At 72.1% G+C, this 22200-nt stretch carries 17 protein-coding genes; 12 read left to right on the top strand and 5 right to left on the bottom strand.

Annotated features, from left to right (window positions below):
* Positions 1-200: 200 nt before the first annotated feature.
* Positions 201-1400, bottom strand: a complete 1200-nt coding sequence (locus tag Q0963_RS16420; RefSeq protein ID WP_299448146.1) for a cellulase family glycosylhydrolase — start codon at positions 1398-1400, stop codon at positions 201-203.
* Positions 1401-1767: 367 nt separating this feature from the next.
* Between Q0963_RS16420 and Q0963_RS16415 the strand changes: the two genes are divergently transcribed.
* A complete protein-coding gene (locus tag Q0963_RS16415) occupies positions 1768-1986 on the top strand; it encodes a heme-binding protein (protein WP_299448144.1) in 219 nt (72 codons plus the stop codon).
* 288 nt (positions 1987-2274) lie between these two features.
* Positions 2275-3714, top strand: coding sequence for an LLM class flavin-dependent oxidoreductase (locus Q0963_RS16410; RefSeq protein ID WP_299448142.1), 1440 nt, complete (start codon positions 2275-2277; stop codon positions 3712-3714).
* Positions 3715-3852: 138 nt separating this feature from the next.
* Here the strand turns inward: Q0963_RS16410 and Q0963_RS16405 are convergent, their stop codons facing one another.
* On the bottom strand, positions 3853-4746 hold the full coding sequence (locus Q0963_RS16405) for a helix-turn-helix domain-containing protein (protein ID WP_299448140.1): 894 nt from the start codon (positions 4744-4746) through the stop codon (positions 3853-3855).
* A gap of 102 nt (positions 4747-4848) precedes the next feature.
* Between Q0963_RS16405 and Q0963_RS16400 the strand changes: the two genes are divergently transcribed.
* The gene (locus Q0963_RS16400) at positions 4849-5733 is read left to right on the top strand and encodes a phytanoyl-CoA dioxygenase family protein (RefSeq protein WP_299448138.1); all 885 of its coding nucleotides are present in this window, start codon (positions 4849-4851) and stop codon (positions 5731-5733) included.
* A 34-nt stretch (positions 5734-5767) separates the two neighbouring features.
* On the opposite strand, the gene Q0963_RS16395 is transcribed toward Q0963_RS16400, so the two are convergent.
* The 3 genes from Q0963_RS16395 to Q0963_RS16385 are packed head-to-tail and all read right to left on the bottom strand — an operon-like array spanning position 5768 to position 10643.
* The gene (locus Q0963_RS16395; protein WP_299448136.1) at positions 5768-8239 is read right to left on the bottom strand and encodes a glycoside hydrolase family 3 C-terminal domain-containing protein; all 2472 of its coding nucleotides are present in this window, start codon (positions 8237-8239) and stop codon (positions 5768-5770) included.
* Positions 8236-8952, bottom strand: coding sequence for a GntR family transcriptional regulator (locus Q0963_RS16390; protein ID WP_299448134.1), 717 nt, complete (start codon positions 8950-8952; stop codon positions 8236-8238). The genes Q0963_RS16395 and Q0963_RS16390 overlap by 4 nt, the downstream gene beginning before the upstream one ends.
* Positions 8949-10643, bottom strand: a complete 1695-nt coding sequence (locus tag Q0963_RS16385; RefSeq protein ID WP_299448132.1) for a sulfatase — start codon at positions 10641-10643, stop codon at positions 8949-8951. The genes Q0963_RS16390 and Q0963_RS16385 overlap by 4 nt, the downstream gene beginning before the upstream one ends.
* A gap of 118 nt (positions 10644-10761) precedes the next feature.
* On the opposite strand from Q0963_RS16385, the gene Q0963_RS16380 reads away from it, so the two are divergent.
* The 9 genes from Q0963_RS16380 (at position 10762) to Q0963_RS16340 (ending at position 21619) form a co-directional block, all read left to right on the top strand.
* Positions 10762-12312, top strand: coding sequence for an ABC transporter substrate-binding protein (locus Q0963_RS16380; protein ID WP_299448130.1), 1551 nt, complete (start codon positions 10762-10764; stop codon positions 12310-12312).
* Between the two features lie 83 nt (positions 12313-12395).
* On the top strand, positions 12396-13337 hold the full coding sequence (locus tag Q0963_RS16375) for an ABC transporter permease (protein WP_299448128.1): 942 nt from the start codon (positions 12396-12398) through the stop codon (positions 13335-13337).
* A 5-nt stretch (positions 13338-13342) separates the two neighbouring features.
* Positions 13343-15202 (top strand): dipeptide/oligopeptide/nickel ABC transporter permease/ATP-binding protein, encoded by a 1860-nt coding sequence (locus Q0963_RS16370; RefSeq protein ID WP_299448148.1) that lies wholly within the window; start codon positions 13343-13345, stop codon positions 15200-15202.
* Positions 15199-16080, top strand: a complete 882-nt coding sequence (locus tag Q0963_RS16365; RefSeq protein ID WP_299448126.1) for an ABC transporter ATP-binding protein — start codon at positions 15199-15201, stop codon at positions 16078-16080. Before Q0963_RS16370 ends, Q0963_RS16365 begins: the two co-directional genes overlap by 4 nt.
* The gene (locus Q0963_RS16360; RefSeq protein WP_299448124.1) at positions 16077-16946 is read left to right on the top strand and encodes an NAD(P)-dependent oxidoreductase; all 870 of its coding nucleotides are present in this window, start codon (positions 16077-16079) and stop codon (positions 16944-16946) included. Before Q0963_RS16365 ends, Q0963_RS16360 begins: the two co-directional genes overlap by 4 nt.
* Positions 16946-18088: a mandelate racemase/muconate lactonizing enzyme family protein gene (locus tag Q0963_RS16355; protein WP_299448122.1), complete on the top strand. Its 1143-nt coding sequence runs from the start codon at positions 16946-16948 to the stop codon at positions 18086-18088. Before Q0963_RS16360 ends, Q0963_RS16355 begins: the two co-directional genes overlap by 1 nt.
* Complete coding sequence (locus Q0963_RS16350; protein WP_299448120.1) at positions 18075-19520, top strand: aldehyde dehydrogenase family protein; 1446 nt, start codon at positions 18075-18077, stop codon at positions 19518-19520. The genes Q0963_RS16355 and Q0963_RS16350 overlap by 14 nt, the downstream gene beginning before the upstream one ends.
* A gap of 220 nt (positions 19521-19740) precedes the next feature.
* On the top strand, positions 19741-20355 hold the full coding sequence (locus tag Q0963_RS16345) for a hypothetical protein (protein WP_299448118.1): 615 nt from the start codon (positions 19741-19743) through the stop codon (positions 20353-20355).
* An 82-nt stretch (positions 20356-20437) separates the two neighbouring features.
* Complete coding sequence (locus Q0963_RS16340; RefSeq protein ID WP_299448116.1) at positions 20438-21619, top strand: DUF2235 domain-containing protein; 1182 nt, start codon at positions 20438-20440, stop codon at positions 21617-21619.
* Positions 21620-22200: the final 581 nt, after the last annotated feature.

Here is a 22200-nt window from a genome sequence, read left to right as displayed (position 1 = left end):
AAGAACCCGACAGACTGACCCAAGAGCGTCAAGGATCAACCGACCTAGAACCGTCAAGAATCACCCGAAGTCCTACACAGCTCGCGCTCGAGTCACTGCTCGGGACTGGTGCACCGAGACCTGAAAGGTGGACCAGGCAGCCTCGGCGACGAAGCAGGACTGCGCACCGGTCGTCGTGGCCCGGCGGGCTGGGCAGGAGGTCAGGGCACCCCGTAGGTCTGGTTCGCCCGGCGCAGCGCTTCGAACGCCGGCTTACGGGTGCCGTCCTTACGCAGCAGCCCGTAGCTGTCCTGCTGGATGTTGCCCAGGTCGGTGTCCTTGATCGTGTACCAGAACATCCCGGTGACCTGGGGGTACTGGTCGGCGACGAGCGCGAACATGTCGGTCAGCCGCTGGGCCTGGGCTGCTTCGGTCACGCCACGGTTCCAGTTCTCGACCCCGTCCCAGTTCTCGTGGGTGGCCCACCCGAACTCGGTGAGCCAGACGGGGCTGCTGTCGCCGTTGGCCCTCATGACCCGCATCCACTCCGCCATGTTCGCGATTGTCCATTTCGTTCCGTCCCACGGCGAGTACGGGCTCTGGTCGGCGATGGCCGGATACGGGTGGAACGCGCTGATGTCGTAACTGCCCTTGGCTCCGGCTGCGTACATCTTCTGCAGGAACGAGGTGTCGGAGTATTCGAGCCCGCCCATCACGACGAGGGTCTCAGGGCTTCCTGCCTTGATCGCGGGATAGGCCGCCTTGAGCAACTGGGTGTAGGCGACGGGGTCGGCCGGGTTCCAGAACCTCTTCCCGTTCTGCTCGTTCCACACCTCGATCGCCTGGACCTTGCCCTTGTACCGGGCTGCGACCCACTTGGCGGCGGTGGCGTACGCGGCCGGGTCGGGGTGGGCGGCCTTGCCTGTGCCCACGGTGGCCCACTCCGGAGCCCAGTAGAACGTCAGGACGACGTTCAGCCCTGCGCTCACGGCGTTGTTGACGGCCCGGTCGACCTTCGGGACGCCCCAGGCGAGGTCGAAGGACCCGGGCCCGTTCGGCTGGATCGTCGCCCAGGCCACGTCCAGGCGGGCCCACTTCGAGCCGCTCTGCGCGATCGCGGCCGCCATCGCCTTCTGGTCGGCGTCGGTGACGTTGTTCCACATGGCCGTGTACTGGACCCCGACCGCCAGCTTGGCCGCAGCCGCAGGGGTCGGGGTGGGCCCAGGCGTCGGGGTCGCGGTGACCGTCGGGCGAGGTTTGCCCCACCGTGGCCTCTGCAGCGCCGCCGCCTTGGACCACACCTTCGAGGACGTCCCTGCCGTGTCGGACATCCGGGCCGACGCCGGACCCGCCCCGAACAACAGCAGCGCACAGAACGACAGGACCGTGGAGATCACCACGACGGCCTTGACCGACTTCACGACAACCCACTCCCAATACCACCCGGACCGATCCCTGCGCCGCTCCTGGGTAACAGGTCCTGTCGGCCCGCGCTGTCGCACCCTGGAGCGGCGGTCCCAACGGCGGCCGAGACCGGACCGAACGGACCCCCTGCAGACAGCGAGCCAGCGGGAAGCAGAGGCGCGGGCAGGCCGGGTCGAGAGCCTGCTCGGGAGGGAACGCGGCGCGCCTCGTGGCCGAGGCGGAGGTGGACGGGTTGCCGGCGCCGGTCGTCGCTTCTTCCGCGTCCGGAGCCGGGATCCCGGTCCGCCCGACGGAGGATGCCTGGTGACACCGCCCGACCACCGGCGTTGCGTCGGTCGGTGGACCACTTCACGGAGGACGACGATGAACATCACGCTGGAGCAGGCGAAGGTCGTGACCGAGGCCGCCCAGGCCGAATCCGGCGGCCTCGGCCTCAACCCCATCACGGTGGTGGTCCTCGACTCGGGGGGTCACGTCGTCGCCGCCGAGCGGCAGGACGGTTCTCCACGGCCCGCTTCGAGATCGCTCGCGGCAAGGCGAACGGTGCGTTCGCCATGGGCGTGGGGTCGCGAGCCCTCATGACCCGCGCGGAGCAGCAGCCGTAGTTCGTCAGTGCTGCCGCGGCCGCCATCGGGGGCTCGTTGATCCCGGTGCCCGGGGGTGTCCTCGCACTGGACGGCCACGGCGCCACGGTGGGGGCCGTCGGCGTGACGGCGACACCTCGGACCACGACGAGGCGTGCGCCGTCGCAGGCCAGGCGAAGGCCGAGCTCACCTCTCGCATCGACTGAGCCGCCTCTCCGGCGGCGGGGGTCGCCGGACCCGGCACCGGACGCTCGGCGCACCCCGGAGGCGGTGCGAGACTGGGCGGATGCGGCTTCCGGATCCCGCCCTCGTGCTGCTCGTCGGCGCCCCGGGCTCGGGGAAGTCGACGTGGGCGGCAGGCCGGTTCCGGGACGTGGAGATCGTGTCGTCCGACGCGCTGCGGGCTGTCGTCGGCAGCGGTACCGCCGACCTCGACGCCTCGGACGACGCCTTCCGGTTGCTCGACCAGATCGTCGAGGGACGGACAAGGCGCGGCCTCACCGTCGTCGTCGACACGCTGGGGCTGGACCCGGACCGCCGGGCCACCTGGGCCGCCGCCGCCCGCCGGTCGTCCCTGCCGACCGTCGCCGTCGTCCTCGACACCCCCGCGAGCGTGTGTCGATCCCGCAACGCCGGCCGGGACCGTCCTGTCCCCCGGAGGGTGCTCGACGCCCAGCTGGGCAGGGTGCGCGAGGTGCCGGACGAGCTCCGACGCGAGGGCTGGGACGTGCGGGTCGTTGCGCACGACGAGCCGTCGCCGGCGGTGGCCCCCCGGCTCGAAACACCGGAGGACGGTACGACGGGACCCCAGGTGGTGCTCCAGATCGGCCGCTTCCCGTGGGGGAGCGAGCCGCTCGAGTGGCTGCGCGACATGGCCCGCGCCGCTGACTCCGCCGGGTTCGCCGGCGTCGCGCTCATGGACCACCTCATCCAGATCCCGCAGGTCGATCGCTCGTGGGAGCCGATACCCGAGCCCTGGGTCGCCCTGGGTGCGGTGGCGGCGCTCGGCACCGACCTGCGGCTCGGCACCCTGTGCACGCCCGCGAGCTTCCGCGCCCCCGGCGTCATCGCCAAGGCCGCCGCGACCCTCGACGTCCTGTGTAGGGGCCGCGCGTTCTGCGGGCTCGGGGCGGGGTGGTGGGAGCGCGAGCACGCCGCCTACGGCCTGCAGTTCGGGCCGACCGCGCGGCGGATGGACGACCTCGCCGTAGCGGCCGAGACCGTCAAGGCGCTGTGGGCGCCGGGCACCCGGGCCTACACCGGGGAGCACGTGACCCTTCCGGAGACCACCTGCTACCCGAGGCCGGTCGGGGCGCTGCCCCTGGTCATCGGCGGGGGCGGCGAGCAGCGCACCCTGAGGGTCGCCGCGCGGTGGGGGGACGCGTGCAACGTCCGCGCCGACCTCGACACGGTGCAGCGGAAGAGCGAGGTGCTCCGCCGGCACTGCCACGAGGTGGGGCGGCCCCCGGAGGAGGTGGCCGTCACGGTCCTCGACGTCGCGGTCGTCGGGACGGACCGCGACGACACCTGGACGCGGGTCGAGCGCCACCGGGGCCGCACCCGGGCGGCCACCTACGCGGCGCGTCACCACGCCGGCGAGGCGGCAGCGCACCGGGAGCGTCACGGCCGGCTCGTCGACGCCGGAGTGAGCACGGTCTTCCTGGCGCTGCCTGACCTCGACGGCCCGGAGGACGTCGAACGGGTCGCGGCCCTCGCCCGGCGCTGACCTGCATCCACCGACGGGCGGGCCCGCATCGTCGTTCGCTGGGGAGCGGGTCCGCGAGCCCGGCAGACCCACACCGGCTCTCGCCCGGCTCTGTGGTCCACGTGAGTCGTACGCCAGTTCCCTGAAGTGGGCCCGCGGTCACTCCAGGTCGTCTGCTGTGACCGGCGGGGAGGCCCGCCCGATCGGCCCCTCCCCGACAAGTGCACCCCACAGCCCGCGCAGACCGGCCCCGTCCACGGGGGTCAGGGGGTCGGGCTCCGGCCGCAGCGCGCGAAACCGCCCCGGTGCCACGCCGTACGCAGCGACGAAGCGGTGGGACAGGTGGTACGCGTCCGCGAAACCGCAGTCCCGCGCGACCTCTGCCAGCCCGACATTGGCTCGCTGCAGCAGCGTCGCGGCCCGCGCGAGCCGCACGAGCTCGAACGCCGCGGCCGGGCTTGCCCCGACGGCCCCGCGGAAGGTCCGCGAGAAATGCCCGGCGGACATGCCGCAAGCGGCGGCAAGGCGCCCCACCGCAACAAGGCCGAGGCCGTGCGTGCCCCACTCCCGGCGGACGAGGTCCACGGCTGGGCGGACCCGGGGGTCGATCGCGGGCGCGTCGCCCGGCGACCCATTGACGAAGAGATCGACGACGAGCGCGAGCATGGCGTCGACCCGAGCCGGCTCGGTGGTCTCGCCGCTGGTGGCGACACGTTGCAGATAGGCGACGAGCGCGGCCATCGGCTCGTTCCCCGCCAGCGGTCTGGACGACACCGGCGCGTTCGTCCCCGCGACCCTTCCGGTGAAGTGCAGGTACGCGTGCCGGGAACGACCCTCGGGGCTCCACTCGTACCGGTCGATGTCGCCCGGCCAGGCCATCACCAAGGTCCCCGGCCGCAGCAGGTGCCGTTCGGTCCCGCCGTCGGGATGGGTCACCTCCCAACGCGCCGACCCCTCGAGCAGCCAGACGATCTCGAAGTCGCCCAGCCGCCGAGGGCCGAAGACCGCACCCGCCGGGTACTCCGCCACCTGCGGAAGGAATCGCGCGGTCACGTCTGGCAAAGGTGTCATGATTCGACATTACTTCGCTCGAATCGAGCATCGTCTCAGCAGTGTCTGGCGGTGATGATAGTCATCATCGGACAAGGAGGACTGATGACAACCGTCACCACGGCGACCGGCCAGCCCGCGACCACCACCGACCTCGTCGACCGCTACCACCGCGACGGGTTCGTCGTGCTGCCCGGCGCCCTCGGCCCGGCTGAGGTGGAGGAGCTGCGCGAAGAAGCGGTGCGGCTGTGCCGCGGTGACCTCGCAGAGATCGGCGGAGCAGCCGGGCCCGTCCCCGGGGAGTCGGACGAGGACCTGCTGCGACGGTTCCTCTGTGTGCACTACCCGCACAAGGTGTCCGAGGTGGCCGCCCGCGCCATGCACGCTCCGGCCGTCGTCGCCCTGCTGACCCAGGTCATCGGTCCGAACGTGAAGTCGATGCAGTCGATGCTGTTCGTGAAGTCCGAGGGCAAGCCCGGCCAGCCGTGGCACCAGGACGAGTACTTCATTCCCACCCGGGACCGCTCCCTCACCGCGGCGTGGATCGCGCTCGACGACGCGACGGTGGAGAACGGATGCCTGTGGGTCTTGCCGGGCTCCCACCGCCGAGGCGTGCTCTACCCCGCCCGGGACCAGGACGACGACGAGTTCGACTGCAGTGTCGAGGCCTACGACTTCCCGTACCAGGACGACGATGCGGTGCCCGTCGAGGTGCCCGCCGGTGCCGCGGTCATCTTCAACGGCTACCTGCTCCACCGCTCGCTGCGCAACTCGGGGCGGCACGGGTTCCGGCGCGCCCTGGTGCACCACTACATGAGTGCCGAGTCGCTCCTCCCGTGGCGGGCGGTGCCCGACAACGTGCACGTGGGCATGCACGACTTCCGGGACATCGTGATGGTCGCGGGCGAGGACCCCTATGCCTACAAGGGCGTCGAGGACATCTCGAGGCCCCTGTCCCGCCCTGACAAGGACGGAGGCTGCGACCGCTGACGGCCGGGGTCGCCGACGGCGCGCCGGGACGGACCTAGGGCAGGGGCGCAGGGCCGGCGGGGACGACGACGGCTCGCAGCGGCAGGTCCACCGATGACGTGCCGACGAGCACCTGCACCGCTCCAGGGTCGACGGTCCAGCCGTCGTCCCATCGGGCGAGGTCGCGCCAGGTCAGGGGCACCGCGGCGGAGCGGCATTCCCCGGCATCCGCATGCACGACCGCCGAGCGCACGAGCCGAAGCACCGGCCGCTCGGGTCCGGCCGCGAGGTAGACCTGCACGACCTGCTTGCCCGGCCTGTCCCCGACGTTGTCCACGCGCAGCCGGACCTCGCCGTCCGCGTCCGGGGTCGGGGGGGTCACCTCGAGGTCCCGGACGGACCAGCGCGTGTACCCCAGCCCGTGCCCGAAGGGGTACGCAGGCTGCAGCCCCGCCCGTAGCCAGCCGCGGTAGCCGACGTGTACCCCTTCGGTGTACTCCACCCTCCCGTCGACCGGTCGGGTGTCGAGGACCGGCGGCTCCTCCTCGCCCGGCCAGGTCGTGGGTAGGCGTCCTCCCGGCTCGACGCGACCGAGCAACACGTCGGCGAGTGCCGAGCCGGTCTCCTGCCCCCCGAACGAGGTGACGAGGATCGCGGCAACATCGTGCCGCCACGGGGTGAGCACGGGTGCGCCGGAGGCCAGGACGACCACGGTCGGGGTCCCGGTCGCCGCGACGGCGCGCACGAGGGCGTCCTGCTCGCCCGGCAGCCGCAGGTCCACCCGGTCGAACCCCTCGGACTCCACGTCGGAGCTCGTCCCGACGACGACGACGGCGACATCGCTGCCGTCGGCCAGCCGCACTGCCTCCTCGCGCAGCCGGGCCGCCGGGGTGTCGTCCGGCGCCGTCCCGAAGCGCACGGCCAGCAGGCCGGCCTGACCGAGCGCCTCCCGGCGCAGCCACAGCCGGACCGTGACCACGTACGAGCGGCCCGCGCGGACACGCACCGGGCCGGTGAGCGAGGGAGGCGCGAGCGGGCTCGCCCCCAGATGGTCGCCACGGACCTCACCGACACCCTCGACGACGGTCTCGCCGTCGACGGTCACGACGCCGTGGGCGCCGGCGGCGAACCCCAACCGGACCTCGCCGTCGTGCTCCGGGACCCAGGTGAGGTCGAGGTCGAGGCGGGTGGTCCTCAGAACCGGGGCGTCCCCGCCGAACCACACGAGGTCGGTCGAGAGACGGTCCTCGCGATGCAGCTCGTGGCCGTCCGCGTCGCGGAACGTGACCCGCACCCCCGGCTCCCCGGATTCCGGGTGTCGGATCTGCGCGAGCGGGAGCCCGGCGACGCCCTCCTGGACCACCGCTCCGCAGGCGTACTCCACCGAGACCCCGGGGAGCGCCTCGCGCAGCCCGTCCAGAGGGCTCACGACCCGGGTGGGCAGGACCGTTGCCGACCCACCCCCTTGGGTGCGGGCTCGGGCGGCCGGGTCGCCGAGGACCGCGACCCGGCGCAGCGAACCCGCGTCGAGCGGCAGGACGCCGTTGTTGGCGAGCAGAGTGGTCCCGTCGGCTGCGACCCGCCGGGCCACGTGGACGCACTCGGTCTCGTCGGGGACCTGCGTGACCGCCGGGGCCACTCCGTCGAGGGCGCCGACCCGCGCCGCCAGCAGGAGCAGCCGCCGAACCTTGTCGTCGACCGCGTGGAGCGGCACCGACCCCTCCTCCACCGCCTGCACGAGCGCGTCACCCCACGGTCCGCGCGGCCCCGGCATGACGAGGTCCTGGCCGGTGGCGGCGGCGCGCACCGAGCGGACCCCTCCCCAGTCGCTGACGACGACGCCATCGAACCCCCAGGCCGTGCGAAGCGGGTCGGTGAGCAGCGGGTGCTCGCTGGCGGTCGTCCCGTTGACGGCGTTGTACGCCGACATGACGAGCCACGCGCCGCCGTCGGTGACGGTGTCCTCGAACGGCCGGAGGTACACCTCGTGCAGGGCGTCTGCCGGGACCTCGCTGCTGGCGGTGAAGCGCTCGGTCTCGTAGTCGTTCGCGACGAAGTGCTTCGGGGCGGCGGCGACCCCGGTCGACTGCAGCCCGCGGACAAGCGCGGCAGCGAGGGCCCCGGTGAGGACGGGGTCCTCGCTGAAGCACTCGAAATGCCGCCCGGCCAGGGGCGAGCGTTGGATGTTCACCGTCGGTCCGAGCAGCACCTGGACGCCTCGACGACGGGCCTCCCCACCGAGTGCGCGACCGTAGGCGTACGCCAGGTCGGGGTCCCAGGTCGCCGCGAGGACCGTCGCCGATGGGAAGTTGACGGACGGCCGTCGCTCGTCCCACAGCTCGCCGCGCACCCCGACCGGGCCGTCGGACATCAGGATGCTGCGCAGGCCGGCCGCGGGTGCCGATGCCGTGCGCCAGTGGTCCGCGCCGGTGAGCAGCGCGACCTTCTCGGCCGTGGAGAGGGCCGACAGGCGGCGCTCGATCTCGGGGTGGTGCAGGCCCAGTCCCTCGGGGGCGATCGTCGTCACGCGCCCTCCGTGTCCGCCGAGTGCAGCGCGGCGATGTCCCGCCGGACACGCGCGACGTGGGCCCGCGCTGCAGCCTCGGCGGCCTCCGGCTCGCGGCGCAGGACGGCGTCGAGGATGGCCTCGTGCTCCACGATGGCGTGCTGCGACCACTGGTGGGGGCGGCCTCCCAGCATCGCAATGGCGATCCGGCCCTGGACCCGGTCGAGGTACTGGAGCAGCTCGGGGTTGTGGCTGGCGTCACGAAGGGTGGCGTGGAAGGCCAGGTCGAGGGGCACGTGCTGCTGGTCCTCGCCGCGGCTCAGCGCCTCCGCGTGGTGGCGATGGGCCCTGCGCAGCAGCTCCATCTCGTCCCGGGTGGCGTGGGTCGCGGCGAGCCGTGCCGCCAACCCCTCGAGCACCTCCCGGATCTGGTATAGCGGGACGAGCTGGGCGGGGTCGAGCTCGGCGACGCCCGCGCCGCGGTGCGGTTCCTCGGTGGCCAGCCCGTCCTGCACGAGTCGCTGCACGGCCTCGCGCACCGGGCTGCGGCTGACGTCCAGCTGCTGGGCGAGAACCGGCACGCTGAGCCGGGCCCCGGGGCGGAGCCGGCCGGACAGGATCGCCTCGCGCAGCGTCGCGTGCACGCTGTCGGCGACGCGACGCTGCTGCGGGAGCGCGGGCAGGAGGGGCTCGGGGGCCGGGTCGCCGAGCAGCTCGACGTCGGGAGTGGTCATCGTCTCGTCCTGTCAGCCGTCGGAGAGGTGGGAGCGAGGAGGACCTCGTCGCTGGGTGCGTACCCGAGCCGCCAGGCGCCGAAGGTCACCGGCGTGCCGGGGTCGGGGACGGGCGCGGTGTAGAGCTGCCACCGACGGCCGTCATCGACCGGTGCCCCGGTCACCTGCTCGACCTGGGTGGGTGGCCGGACCTCGCCCGGCGGGTCGGTGGTCCAGCCGATCGAGGCCCCCGTCGTCGCGCACCGCGCGTGCAGGAGGCCGGCCTCGCGGGTCACCTCGGGCGCGGACGTCGGTCGGAGCACACCGTCCGGGCGCCACTCGAGGACCATCTCTGCCTCCGGGATCGGCCAGGGGTCGGCGTACTGCCGGCGCCAGTCCTCGAGCCGTCCCCGGAGCCGGTCGAGGACCTCCCGGTGGCCGGGGTCCTCAGCGAGGTTGTCGAGCTCGTAGGGGTCGACCTCGTGGTCGTAGAGCTCCTCCGCCGGGCGTCCCGGGGCGAGGATCGCCCGCTGTGGGCCCGTGAGGCGGTCGGCCGGCAGCCCCTTGGCGAGCGCGTCCGCGTCCGCGAACGCCAGCTCGCGCAGCTCTCGCCACGTGACGAACCGGTCCGGGTAGGTGCTGTGCTGCATCCCCGAGCGGTCGGGGTGCGCGTGCCTGATGTACCGGTAGCGACGGTCCCGCACCGTGAGCGAGTCGTCCTCCTGCTCGTCGATCCGGGCACGAGCCCCGAAGACCGCGTCGTTGGGGTCGGAATGACGGCCGCGCGCGTCGAACAGCGGGCTGCCGTGCATGTGCTCCGGGACCTCGATGCCGCACGCGGCGAGGATCGTGGGCGCGAGGTCCAGGAGGTGGACGAGCTCGGGCCGACGGCTCGGGGCGAGCACCCCCGGCCAGCGCACGATCAGCGGGACGCGCAGCCCGGCCTCGTTGACCCAGCGCTTGGCGCGCGGCATGCCCACTCCGTGGTCGACCCAGAAGACGACGATCGTGTCTCGCGTCAGGCCGTCCGCGTCGAGCTGGTCGAGCAGCCCGCCGACCCAGTGGTCCATCTGCGTCACGAGGTCGCCGTAGCGCGCCCAGGTCTCGCGGTAGGCCGGCGTGTCCGGGTAGTACGGCGGCAGCGGCGCCGCGGCGGGGTCGTGCCGCCTGGACTCGGCGACGTCCGCGGTCTCGGCCGCGAAGTCCTCCGGCGAGTAGTAGAGGCGCGACTCGTGCGTGATGCTGCTGTGGAAGCCCGCGAAGAAGGGCATCGTCGGGTCCGGTCGGTCCCGCCAGTGGGCGGTGGTGCTGCACTTGTCAAAGGCGGTCGGTGGCGTCTGAACCTGGAAGTCGGCGAAGACGTTGTTCGTCACGTAGTAGCCGGCCGCGCGGAAGTACTCGCTGAGCAGCCGCACCTCGGGGGGCGGGACGGCCTTGGTGCGCATCGGCAGGGTCCCGACCGCGCTCGGGTGGCACCCGGTCATGATCGCTGCGCGGGACGGGGCGCAGACGGGAGCGCTCGCGTACGCGTGGGTGTACAGCACGCCCTCGGCCGCCAGGCCGTCGAGAACCGGGGTGTCGGCGTAGTGCGCCCCGGGCCAGACCCCGTCGTAGGCGCCGAGATCCGGGTTGATGTCATGGGTCGAGATCCACAGCACGTTGGGGGCCGACGCGGCCGGTCTGCGTGGTTCGCTCACCTCCGGCGTCGTCATAGGGGTAGCGTAGCGGATCATATTGCATGTAACGTGCAACATGATCCACGCACGGTGAGGTGCTGGGCGACCACCAGGTCGCGCGGCGTCACCGGCGGCGACGAGAACGGGAGTGCTCATGAGCTGGACCAGGTGGCGTCGCGCAGCGGCGCTCGTAGCGGCTGCGGCCATGGCCGCGACGACGGTGGCTTGTACCTCGGAGGGCCAGGCCGAACCCGCAGCCACCGGCAGCGGCGGCGGCGGTGAGCCCCTCACCCTCACCATCGGCGCCCGCGTCGACAACAACTCGTTCGACACGGCAGACCTCGAGATCGGGAACCGGATCCAGTACTGGCAGCCGGTCTACGACACGCTGGTCCGCCTCGACGCGGACTCCAAGCCGCAGCCGAACCTCGCCACCGAGTGGGAGTACAGCGAGGACGGCACCGTCCTGACGCTGCAGCTGCGCGACGACGTGACCTTCACCGACGGTGCGCCCTTCGACGCGGAGGCGGTCAAGGCGAACATCGAGCACATCAAGGCGGGCAGCGGCCAGAACCAGTTCATGGTCGCCGGCATCGACGAGGTCGTCGTCGTCTCCCCGACCGAGGTCGAGCTCCGTCTCTCCGAGCCGGTGCCGTCGCTGGTGACCTACCTCGGCTGGGTGGGCGGCGCCATGGCGTCCCCCAAGGCGCTCTCCTCGGGCGACCTGGCGACCAACCCCGTCGGCTCCGGGCCCTACGTCTACGACGCGGCGAACAGCCAGGCGGGCACCGAGTACCGGTACGAGCGCAACGAGGACTACTGGAATGCCGAGGCATTTCCGTACGACACCTACGTGGTCCGGCCCCTCAACGACGTGACGCCGACGCTCAACGCGCTCAAGACCGGCCAGATCGACGCGGCCCTTCTCACGCCCGCAGTCGCCGACGAGGCCAAGGCCTCCGGGATCACGGTCGAGACCCGGGCCGTCGCTTGGGCCGGCCTGCTCATCGGGGACCGCGAGGGCAAGAAGGTCAAGGAGCTCGCCGACCCGCGGGTGCGCCAGGCCATCAACCTCGCACTGGACCGCGGCCCCATGGTCGAGTTCATCCTCAACGGCTACGGCGAGCCGACGACCCAGGTGTTCAACACCTCGAGCGAGGCGTACGTCGAGAGCCTGGACGCCGCCTACCCCTACGACCCGGCCAAGGCCAAGCAGCTCATGGACCAGGCGAACGTCGACGGGTTCACGATCACCATGCCCCAGTGGGACAGCCCGTGGAACGACCTCTTCCCGGTGCTCGCCGACCAGCTCGCCGAGATCGGGGTGACCGTGGAGTACAAGCAGGTCCCGCCGGACCAGGCCATCTCCTCGGTGCTGTCCGGGGACTACCCGGTGGCGTTCTTCCCGCTGGCCTCGGCGAGCGCCTGGCAGGACCTGCAGACCTGGGTCACGCCGAAGGCCCCGTGGAACATGCAGGGTGCCTCCGACCCGGAGCTGTCCAAGCTCATCACGGCGGCGCAGAACGCGCCCCAGGGTGAGCAGGAGGCCGCCTTCCAGGCGGTCAACCAGTGGCTCGTCGACGAGGCGTGGTTCGCGCCCCTGTTCCGACCCGACCAGGTCTTCGGGGTCGGCAAGGGGACCCAGGTCCAGATGCAGGCGCAGAACGCGGTGCCCTCGCTCTGGCTTTACGGTCCGGCAGAGTGACCGTCGTCCCGGGGCGCGCCGACAGCCGGCTGCGCCCCGGGACACCCCTGTCCACAACCCGACCCGTCCGAGAGGAGCCCGCGATGGCCATGTTCATCGTGCGCCGACTGGCGTTCGGGGTCAGCCTCATCCTGTTCGCGACCACACTGACCTTCTTCCTCGTGCACCGCGACGGGATCGAGGTGGCCCGCACGATCCTCGGTGAGAGCGCCACCCAGGACGCGGTGCTCGCGCGGTCCGAGGCGCTGGGCCTCGATCGGCCCGTCGTCGTGCAGTTCCTCTCGTGGCTCGGCGACGCCGTCCGGGGGAACCTGGGGACCTCGTACTTCTCCACCGACAGCGTCGCGTCGATCCTCGTGAGCAGGACGCCGGTGACGCTCTCGATCGTGGCCGGCGGGGTGCTGCTCACCGCGCTCGTCAGTGTTGGCCTCGGCATGCTCGCAGCGGTCCGCGGTGGCTGGGCCGACCGCTCTGTCCAGGTGCTGTCCGTACTCGGGATGTCGCTGCCGAACTTCTGGGTGGCCCTCATGTTCGTCCTGCTCTTCGCCGTGACCTGGCAGATCTTCCCCGCCACCGGGTATGTCAGCCCGGACGTCTCGGCCACCGGGTGGCTGGCCAGCATCACCCTTCCCGTCGTCGCCCTCGCGCTGAGCGGCATCGCCGCGGCCACCCAGCAGGTCCGCGGCGCCGTCATCGATCTCCTCGAGGCCGACTTCGTGAGGACGCTGCGTTCGCGGGGGATCCCCGAGCGCTCCATCCTGTTCCGTCACGCGCTGAAGAACGCGGCTTCTCCGGCGCTCACCGTCCTCTCCCTGCAGTTCATCGGCCTCCTCGGCGGTGCGATCGTCATCGAGAAGGTCTTCGCCCTCCCCGGGCTGGGCACGACCGCGGTGACGGCGACGATCCGCGGTGACGTCCCCGTTCTGCTCGGGGTCGTCGCGGTCACCGTCGTCATCGTCGTCGTCGTCAACCTCGTCATCGACATCGTCAACGGCTGGGTCAACCCGAAGGTGACGCTCCAGTGACCGACATGCCTGTGGCCGCCCCGGCGCCCGGCCCCGTCCGTCGGAGCCTGTTCGGGCTCCTCGTCCGTAACCCGCTGGCGCTCACCGGGCTCGTCGTTCTCGTCGTCCTCGTGCTCGTCGCGATCTTCGCCGGTGTCCTCGCACCGTCGGACCCGATCCAACCGAATCTGCGGATGCGCAACGCCCCGCCCGGGACCCCCGGTGCCCCGCTCGGCGGCGACGGAGCAGGCCGCGACATCCTCTCCCGGCTCATGTACGGCACCAGGCTGACGCTGACCGGTGCAGCGCTCGCGATCCTCGTCGCGGCCGTCGTCGGGGTGCCGGCGGGCCTGGTCGCCGGGTACCGGGGCCGCCTGTTCGACGCGGTGGCCAGCTGGGTCGCCGACGTCCTTCTGTCGGTCCCCGGCAAGGTCATCCTGCTCGCGGTCATCGCCGCGTTCGGGCCCTCGGTGCTCATCACGATGTCCGCGTTCGGCGTCATCCTCTCGCCGCACCTCTACCGGCTGGTGCGCACGCAGACCATCGGCGTGAAGAACGAGCTGTACGTCGACGCCGCCACCGTCGCCGGCCTCTCCGACGTGCGGATCGTCGCCCGGCACATCCTCTCGGTGGTCCGCGCGCCGATCATCATCCAGTCGGCGATCCTCGCCGGCATCGCCGTCATCGTGCAGTCCGGGCTGGAGTTCCTGGGGCTCGGTGACCCGAGCCAGGTGACGTGGGGGTCGATGCTCGGCAACGCCTTCGCCGTCATCTACCAGGCCCCGACTGCGATGATCTGGCCCGGTGTGGCCATCGGCGTCACGGTCGCCTCGCTCGTCCTGCTCGGTAACGGGCTGCGTGACGCGGTGCAGGGGTCCACGACGGCGCCGCGTCGACCGCGCCGGGTCCGCCCGACCGCCGCGAGCCACGCAGCTGCGTCGGCCGCGTCGGCGACGGGTCCCGACGCCGCGAGCGAGGCCCTCCTGGACGTGCGGGGCCTGCGGGTCGGGTACCCGCGACCGGACGGGGACACCACGGTCGTCGTCGACGGCGTCGACCTGCGCCTGCGGCGCGGGGAGGTCCTCGGGCTCGTGGGCGAGTCGGGCTCGGGGAAGACCCAGACCGCGTTCGCGGTCCTCGGCCTGCTGCCGCGTGGTGGCGAGGTGCTGGGGGGCTCCGTCGTTGTCAACGGCGAAGACATCGCGGGACTGTCCCCGGCGGCCCGGCGCCAGCTGCTCCGGACCACCCTGGCCTACGTGCCCCAGGAGCCGATGAGCAACCTCGACCCCGCCTTCCGGGTCGGCCAGCAGCTCGTCGAGCCGCTGCGGGTGCGGGGCATGGCGCGGACGGCCGCGAAGGCGAAGGCTCTCGACCTGCTCGCGGAGGTCGGTATCCCCGACCCCCGCCGCACCTTCGACAGCTACCCGCACCAGATCTCGGGTGGGATGGCGCAACGGGTGCTCATCGCCGGGGCGATATCTGCCGACCCGGTCCTCCTCATCGCGGACGAGCCGACGACGGCGCTCGACGTCACGGTCCAGGCCGAGGTCCTCTCCCTGCTGCGCCGTCTGCAGCGGGAGCGGGACATGGGGGTCCTGCTCGTCACCCACAACCTCGGGGTCGTCGCGGACATCTGCGACACCGTGGCGGTCATGCGAAGTGGACGGGTGGTCGAGACGGCGCCGGTCGCCGAGCTGTTCGCGAACCCGCAGCACGAGTACACCCGCGCCCTGCTGGACGCGAGCCTCGACGACACCGAGCCGCGGCCCGCCCTCGTCCCGCGTGAGCACGGTGCTCCTGACCCCCGGGACGCCGCCGGCGACCGGCCCTCGGGCCCGGCGGCCCCCGACGCTCCGCAGCCGAGCACCTCCAGGAGTGTCCGATGAGTCTGCTCGAGGTCCACGACGTCGTCGTCGAGTACCCCACCCGGGGGTGGCGCTCGCCGCCCTTCCAGGCGTTGCGGGGGGTCGACCTCGACGTCCGTCACGGCGAGACGGTCGGTCTCGTCGGTGAGTCCGGGTCGGGGAAGACCACGTTGGGCCGGGCCATCCTCGGGCTGGTCCCGGTGACCTCCGGACGTGTCCTGTTCGAGGGCCGCGAGATCCACGACCTGCCCCGGCGGGAGCGGCGTCGCCTGGCTCCGGAGATCCAGGTCGTCTTCCAGGACCCGTACACCTCGCTCAACCCAGCGATGCGCATCGCCGACATCCTCACCGAGCCGCTGGAGGCGCAGGACGTCCCGCCCGAGGAGGCCCGCGGACGAGTGCGCGACCTGCTCGAGCAGGTGCAGCTCCCCCGGGACGCGGCGGACCGCTTCCCGCGGGAGTTCTCCGGCGGCCAGCGGCAGCGGATCGCCATCGCCAGGGCCCTCGCCCTGCGCCCGAAGCTCATCGTGTGCGACGAGCCCGTGTCCGCGCTGGACCTTTCGACGCAGGCCCGCATCCTCGACCTCCTGATCGAGATCCAGGACGCGACGGGCGTGGCGTATGTGTTCGTCTCGCACGACCTCTCCGTCGTGCGCCACGTGAGCCACCGCGTCGCCGTCATGTACTCCGGGGAGATCGTCGAGCACGGGGGCTGCGATCAGGTCACGTCCCGGCCGGAGCATCCCTACACACGTCGGCTCCTCGGCGCGGCCCCGGTCGCGGACCCCGAGCGACAGAAGGACCGCCGCGAGGCGCGCGAGCGCGCCCTGGCGGCCGAACGAACCCTGGCCGGGGCCCGACCGGGACCGGCCGACGACGAGGACCGGAGGACGCGATGAACGGGCGTGTAGGGGTGCTGGGCCTGGGCACGATGGGGGGCCGGGCGGCCGAGGCGCTGGTCGGCGCCGGGGCGGACGTGGTCGGGTTCGACCCCGCCCAGGCCGCTCGCGACCGGGCCGCCGCCGCCGGGGTCGAGGTCGCCGACGACGGGGGTGCCGTCGCCGCGACGTCCGACCTCGTCCTGCTGTCCGTGCCCCGACCGGAGCACGTGCGATCGCTCGTCGAGGGTCCGCTCGCGCAGGCCCGGCCAGGAGCCGTCGTCGTCGACCTGTCGACGATCGACCCCGGCACCGCCCAGGACGCTGCCCGCGTCCTGGCGGCGCGGGACGTGACCTACCTCGACGCTCCGGTGCTCGGCCGGCCCGCCGGCTGCGGCTCCTGGACCCTGGTCGTGGGTGGTGACGAGGCGGCCGTCGCGGCCGTCACGCCACGCCTCGAGGGCGTCATCGCCCGGCGCGTCGTGCGGGTCGGGGACGTCGGTGCCGGGTCGACGGTGAAGATCCTCAACAACCTCATGTTCGGCGCCATCAACGCGGTGACCGCCGAGGCCCTGCACCTGTGCCGGCAGTCCGGGATCGACATGGACGTCTTCGTCGACGCGGTCGTGGACTCGGGGGCCGCGACGGTCTCCAACCTCTTCCGCGACCTCGCACCACGGATCGCTGCCGGCGACGACGATCCCGTGTTCGCCCTGGAGCTCCTCGCGAAGGACAACCTCCTCGCGCAGGCTCTCGCCCGGCAGCTCGGCTCGACTGCGCCCATCGCCGACGCCGTCGTCGGGGTCAACGCTCACGCCGTCGGCCTCGGCCGGGGTGCTCGGGACAGCGCCGCGGTGATAGCCGCCTACGAGGACGGCGCCGGCTGATGCAGCTGGACCGCGTGCGGCTGACGCTGCTCTCGGCACCCCTCAGCGAACCGGTGCGGATGTCCTTCTCGCAGTTGGAGTCCCGAGACATGGTTGTGGTCGAGCTGGAGGCTGAGGGCCACGTCGGGGTGGGGGAGAGCTGGGTGAACTACCCGGCCTGGGCGGCCCGCGAGCGGATGGTCACGCTCGAGCGGGGGATCGTCCCCCTGCTCGTCGGCCGGGACGTGTCCGACCCGGAGCGGCTACAGGCCGAGCTGTGGCAGCAGCTCGCCGGACCAGTTCGCCAGGGTGGTGCGCCAGGGCCGGTGTGGCAGGCGTTGAGTGCCATCGACCTCGCGGTCTGGGACCTGCTCGCGAGACGGGCCGGGGTCTCGGTGGCGCGCCTGCTGGGTGGCCACGGCGAGCGCTTCCACGTCGAGGCGTACGCGAGCGGCATCGGGCCGTCGGACGTCGAGACGTACTGCCGACTCGCCCTGGAGCGCGGCTTCACCGCGGTCAAGACCCGCGTGGGGTTCGACCGCGAGCAGGACGAGCGGACGCTGGCGGCGACCCGCGAGGCGGTCGGGGACGACGTCGCGGTCTACGCGGACGCCAACCAGGCCTGGGACGTGGCCGAGGCGGCCGACTTCTGCACGTGGGCCGCGCCCTACCGGATCGGGTGGCTCGAGGAGCCGGTAGCGGGGAACCGCATCGAAGACCTGGTCGCCCTGGCGGGCCGGGTCGACGTACCTCTGGCTTGCGGCGAGAACCTCTACGGGGCAGACGAGTTCGACCGCTATCTCGACGCCCGCGTGATCGACCTCATCCAGCCGGACCTCACCAAGTCCGGCGGGTTCTCCCTGGTGGGCCGGGTCGGCCGGCGCCTCCCGGCCGGAGTGCACCTCGTGCCGCACTGCTACGGCGGCGCGCTCGTCACGGCCGCGAGCGTGCAGCTCGCAGCGGCCTCACCGAGGGTGCCCTACATCGAGCTGGACGCCCGTCCCAACCCGCTGCGCGACGAGATCCTGTGCACGCCGCTCACGATCGCCGACGGCCGCGTCACCGTGCCGGACGGGCCCGGACTCGGTGTCGAGCTGGACCAGGACGCCCTCGAGAAGTACGTCGTCGACCGAAAGGACTGTGATCTGCATGCGGTGGTCTGAGCTGGGGATCTCCCCGGACGATCGCGGGAACCTCGGGGCCGGCCGGGTCCACGGCGAGGTGATCGGCGGCACGCCGGCCGAGGTGCCGGACCCGGCGACCGGCGAGACCCTCGCGATGGTCTCGTGGGCGAGTGCTGCCGACGTTCCGGCTGCGGTCCAGGCCGCGTCGGCCGCCATGTCCGGCTGGAGTGTCACCGACCCGCGCGAGCGGGCCGCCGCCCTGCGCGCGATCGCGACCGATCTGCGGGCGGTGGCCGAGCCGCTCGGCGCGCTCGTGTGCGCCGAGACCGGTAAGCGGCTCGAGGAGGCCGTCGCCGAGGTGGGGTTCTCGGCCCGGTACTTCGACTGGTTCGCCGACGCCGCGACCCAGGTGCGTGGCAGCCTGTACGAGACGCCGCAACGACGGTTCCTCGTCGATCGGCGTCCGGCCGGGGTCGTCGCGGCGGTGAGCCCCTGGAACTTCCCGCTGTCCATCCCGGCGCGCAAGGTCGCCCCGGCGCTCGCCGCGGGATGCGGGGTGGTCCAGAAGCCGTCCGAGCTGGCTCCGCTGTCGAGTCTCGTCCTCACCGCGATCTGTGAGCGTCACGTACCGGCAGGGCTGGTCTCGGTGCTCGTCGGCGACGGCGCGGAGATCACCGAGGCACTGGTCGACCACGAGACCGTCCGGGTCGTCAGCCTCACCGGCTCGACCCGCGTCGGCCGGATCGTCGCGCAGCGCTGCGGGGCCGAACTCACCCGCTCGGTGCTCGAGCTCGGCGGACGAGCCCCGTTCGTCGTCTGCGCGGACGCCGACCTCGACGTCGCGGTGTCGTCGCTGCTCGTCGCGAAGCTGCGGAACAACGGGGAGTCCTGCCTCGCCGCGAACAATGTGTTCGTCCACGAATCGGTGTACGCCGAGCTCATGACCCGGCTGCGGGAGCGCCTCGCCGCGGTTGTGGTCGGAGACCCTCGCAGCGTCTCCACCGGCCTGGGTCCGCTCATCCGCCCCGAGGCAGTCACCAGGGTTCGGGCACTCGTCGAGGAAGCGCGCGACCGCGGCGTACCGGTCGAGGACTTCGGGAAGATCCCGGAGCGCGGCTGGTTCGCACCCGTCTCCCTCGTCGAAGGCGGGGCCGAGGCCGGTCAGGCGTGGGTGAGCGAGACCTTCGGCCCGGTGCTCTCCGTCGCGTCGTTCGCCGACGAGGACGCCGTCGTCGACGAAGTGACGGGCTGGCCGCTCGGCCTGGGTGGGTACATCGTCTCGCAGGATCCCGAGCGCCGCGTCGATCTCGCGCGTCGGCTCGAGCTCGGCATCGTCGGGGTCGACAACGGTGCGCCGAACACCCCCGAGGTGCCTTTCGGTGGTCGGGGTGGCTCCGGGTTCGGCCGGGAGGGAGGGCTCAGCGGTCTGCTCGAGTTCACCGAGGAACGCACGGTCTCCATCGCGCGGTGACGCCGGACCGGGACCGCGACGAGGCATGTCCCGGCGCGGGCATGGCGTCGGTACGGGAGAGACGAGCGTCCCGCGGCCCAGGAGGTCCGGCTGCCGGATGACCGCCGTGCTGGCGGGTCGGCGGCCATCGGCACCTGGTGACAGCGCCCCACCACCGGCGTACCGTCGGTCGGTGGACCACTTCGCGGTGAAGCGGCCCCCGGACATGGAGGGTTGAGAAGTGTTCATTCAGATCATCCAGGGCATGTGCAACGACGAGGCGGCGCTCCGACGCCAGCTCGACGAGTGGCAGCAGTCGATGGCGTCCACGACCGAGGGCTGGCTCGGCGGGACGTACGGGCTGACCGACGACGGGGAGTTCATCGGGGTCGTGCGGTTCGACTCGCGGGAGGCGGCGGCCCGCAGCTCGAGCCGGCCCGAGCAGGACGCCTGGTGGCGCGAGACGAGCCGGTGCTTCGACGGGGAGGTGACCTTCCACGACTGCGACGACGCGATCATGTTCCTCGACGGCGGCTCCGACGATGCCGGCTTCGTCCAGATCATCCAGGGCCGGGTGTCCGACCCGGACCGCTTCCGGTCGGTCATGTCGCAGCCGATGGACATGCTCCACGAGAAGCGGCCCGAGGTGATCGGGGGCACGGTGGCCATCGAGCCCGACGGCACGTTCACCCAGACGGTCGCCTTCCGCAGCGAGGCCGACGCCCGCGCGGGCGAGCGCAAGGAGATGCCTCCCGAGGCTGCGGCCGAGATGGAGCAGGAGATGTCGATGATGCAGGACGTCACGTACAAGGACCTGCACCACCCGTGGTTCGCGTCCTCGTCGCGGCAGATGTAGCACGCGCCGCGCCCTTCCCCGCTGAGCGCCTAGCCCGGTCAGGCCATGCCTTGGCGCCGGTCGCTCTGCCAGCATCGACGGCATGAAGCGTTTGGTGGTCTGCTGCGACGGGACGTGGAACAAGCCCGACAGCCGGATGATCACCAACGTCGAGAAGCTGGCGCGGACGGTGCAGACGGACCCCGGCGCCACCGGCGGGGCGTACCAGCTCGTCTACTACGTCAGCGGGGTCGGCGCCGGCAGCTACGCCGCCGACCGGCTCCTGGGTGGCGCCTTCGGGTTCGGGCTGTTCCACAACGTGATCGCGTGCTACCGGTTCCTCGCCCAGAACTACGAGCCGGGCGACGCCATCTACATCTTCGGCTTCAGCCGGGGGGCCTACACGGCGCGCTCGGTGGCCGGCATGCTCGGGCGCGTGGGGCTGCTCACCAAGACGTCCCTCGTCGAGGAGCGACTGCCCACCGCGGTCCGGATGTACCAGCGGACGGAGCTGCCCGAGGGCGCGTTCGGGGCGAGTGTCGAGGAGTTCAAGCACGACCACTGCCATCCGGCCGACGTGCAGTTCCTCGGGGTGTTCGACACGGTGGGTGCCCTCGGCGTACCCGGCCTGAACCGCCTCGCCCCGCAGTTCCACGACGTCCAGCTCGGCGACACCGTGCGGCGGGCGCGGCACGCGCTGGCGCTCGACGAGACGCGGCTGAAGTTCGAGCCCACCTTCTGGGAGGCCCGTGACCAGCCGGACGGCACCGTCACAGAGGACGCACGCGTCAAGCAGGTCTGGTTCGAGGGCGCGCACTCCGACGTCGGAGGGGGGTACCGCGAGACCGGGCTGTCGGACACCGCCCTGCTGTGGATGGCTCGCGAAGCCCACGACGCCGGCCTCGTCTTCGACGTGCCGCTGCTGTCCCGCTACGTCCACAGCGGGTCAGACCCCATCCGACACAACCCGCTGACCCGTATGTACCAGGTCCACAACGCGGTTCTCGCGGCGCGAGCGAGGGTCAGTGCAACGCATCAAGCCGCAACGTTCAGCCAGGGACGGCGCCGGCTCACGAACGAGCGGGCGTTGTCCGTGCGCGTGGCCAGCAGCGCGGTCAACCACTTCCAGGGCGGGGGCTACGAGCCGTCGAACCTCGCCGCCTTCGCGGAGGCCACGGACGGGTTCACCGACGTCATCGAACCGGTCACCGCCCTTCCGGAGCGAGGCGTCGACCTGACCGACCTCGCCGGCCCGACCGACGCGGGCCGCCCGGACCAGACCTAGAGCGGCCGCCGGGGCCGGGCCCCCTCGGGCGCGGACCCGGTTCGCAAGGGACGCCGTGCACGGTGACCACGGGCCGCGCGCGACCCGGTGACCTGCGACGACGTGGCGGCCGCACAGGCCGCAGGGGACCTCGTCTCGGGCGGGTTTGTGGACGGCGGGGGGCGTGATCTAAGGTTCTCGACGTCAGCCCGACAGGGAGGCACGGACACCAAGTGGTGGGGCCCAGGCTCCGCACCAAGTAGGCCGGTCCCACGAGCTGATCCCACCTCTCCGGAGTGTCGTGACCTGGGCGTTCGCCGCCCGGTCGGGATGGTCGGAGGAGCCCTCGAGAGAGTGCTAGAGTGGGTCCCCCGCAGAGATCCAAGCGCGATCGACTCCGGCCCGTTCACAGAGCGGGTCGCGGATTTGACGCCCAAGCATGGACGCGGGTACGTTCGACCGGTTGCTTCCAGCGACTGGGAGAACACACGGAGTAGCCCCGACGATGAGTTCTTTGAGTGAGTTGTTGGTGCGCGTCCGATCCTTGAGAACTCAACAGCGTGTCAAAAATCGATGCCAATTACCTCGTCGCATCGGGTGTG

Origin of the sequence: uncultured Phycicoccus sp. (assembly GCF_947495705.1) — a bacterium.
GTDB lineage: Bacteria > Actinomycetota > Actinomycetes > Actinomycetales > Dermatophilaceae > Phycicoccus.
The sequence above is the reverse complement of the archived record's forward strand: the minus strand, read 5'-3'. Positions and strand labels throughout refer to the sequence as shown.

Coding starts and splice junctions, on each gene's coding strand:
- Q0963_RS16355 (WP_299448122.1), top strand. CDS start 16,946: ATGCAGCTGGACCGCGTGCGGCTGACGCTGCTCTCGGCACCCCTCAGC.
- Q0963_RS16385 (WP_299448132.1), bottom strand. CDS start 10,643: ATGACGACGCCGGAGGTGAGCGAACCACGCAGACCGGCCGCGTCGGCC.
- Q0963_RS16350 (WP_299448120.1), top strand. CDS start 18,075: ATGCGGTGGTCTGAGCTGGGGATCTCCCCGGACGATCGCGGGAACCTC.
- Q0963_RS16410 (WP_299448142.1), top strand. CDS start 2,275: ATGCGGCTTCCGGATCCCGCCCTCGTGCTGCTCGTCGGCGCCCCGGGC.
- Q0963_RS16415 (WP_299448144.1), top strand. CDS start 1,768: ATGAACATCACGCTGGAGCAGGCGAAGGTCGTGACCGAGGCCGCCCAG.
- Q0963_RS16370 (WP_299448148.1), top strand. CDS start 13,343: ATGCCTGTGGCCGCCCCGGCGCCCGGCCCCGTCCGTCGGAGCCTGTTC.
- Q0963_RS16380 (WP_299448130.1), top strand. CDS start 10,762: ATGAGCTGGACCAGGTGGCGTCGCGCAGCGGCGCTCGTAGCGGCTGCG.
- Q0963_RS16375 (WP_299448128.1), top strand. CDS start 12,396: ATGGCCATGTTCATCGTGCGCCGACTGGCGTTCGGGGTCAGCCTCATC.
- Q0963_RS16390 (WP_299448134.1), bottom strand. CDS start 8,952: ATGACCACTCCCGACGTCGAGCTGCTCGGCGACCCGGCCCCCGAGCCC.
- Q0963_RS16365 (WP_299448126.1), top strand. CDS start 15,199: ATGAGTCTGCTCGAGGTCCACGACGTCGTCGTCGAGTACCCCACCCGG.
- Q0963_RS16400 (WP_299448138.1), top strand. CDS start 4,849: ATGACAACCGTCACCACGGCGACCGGCCAGCCCGCGACCACCACCGAC.
- Q0963_RS16360 (WP_299448124.1), top strand. CDS start 16,077: ATGAACGGGCGTGTAGGGGTGCTGGGCCTGGGCACGATGGGGGGCCGG.
- Q0963_RS16340 (WP_299448116.1), top strand. CDS start 20,438: ATGAAGCGTTTGGTGGTCTGCTGCGACGGGACGTGGAACAAGCCCGAC.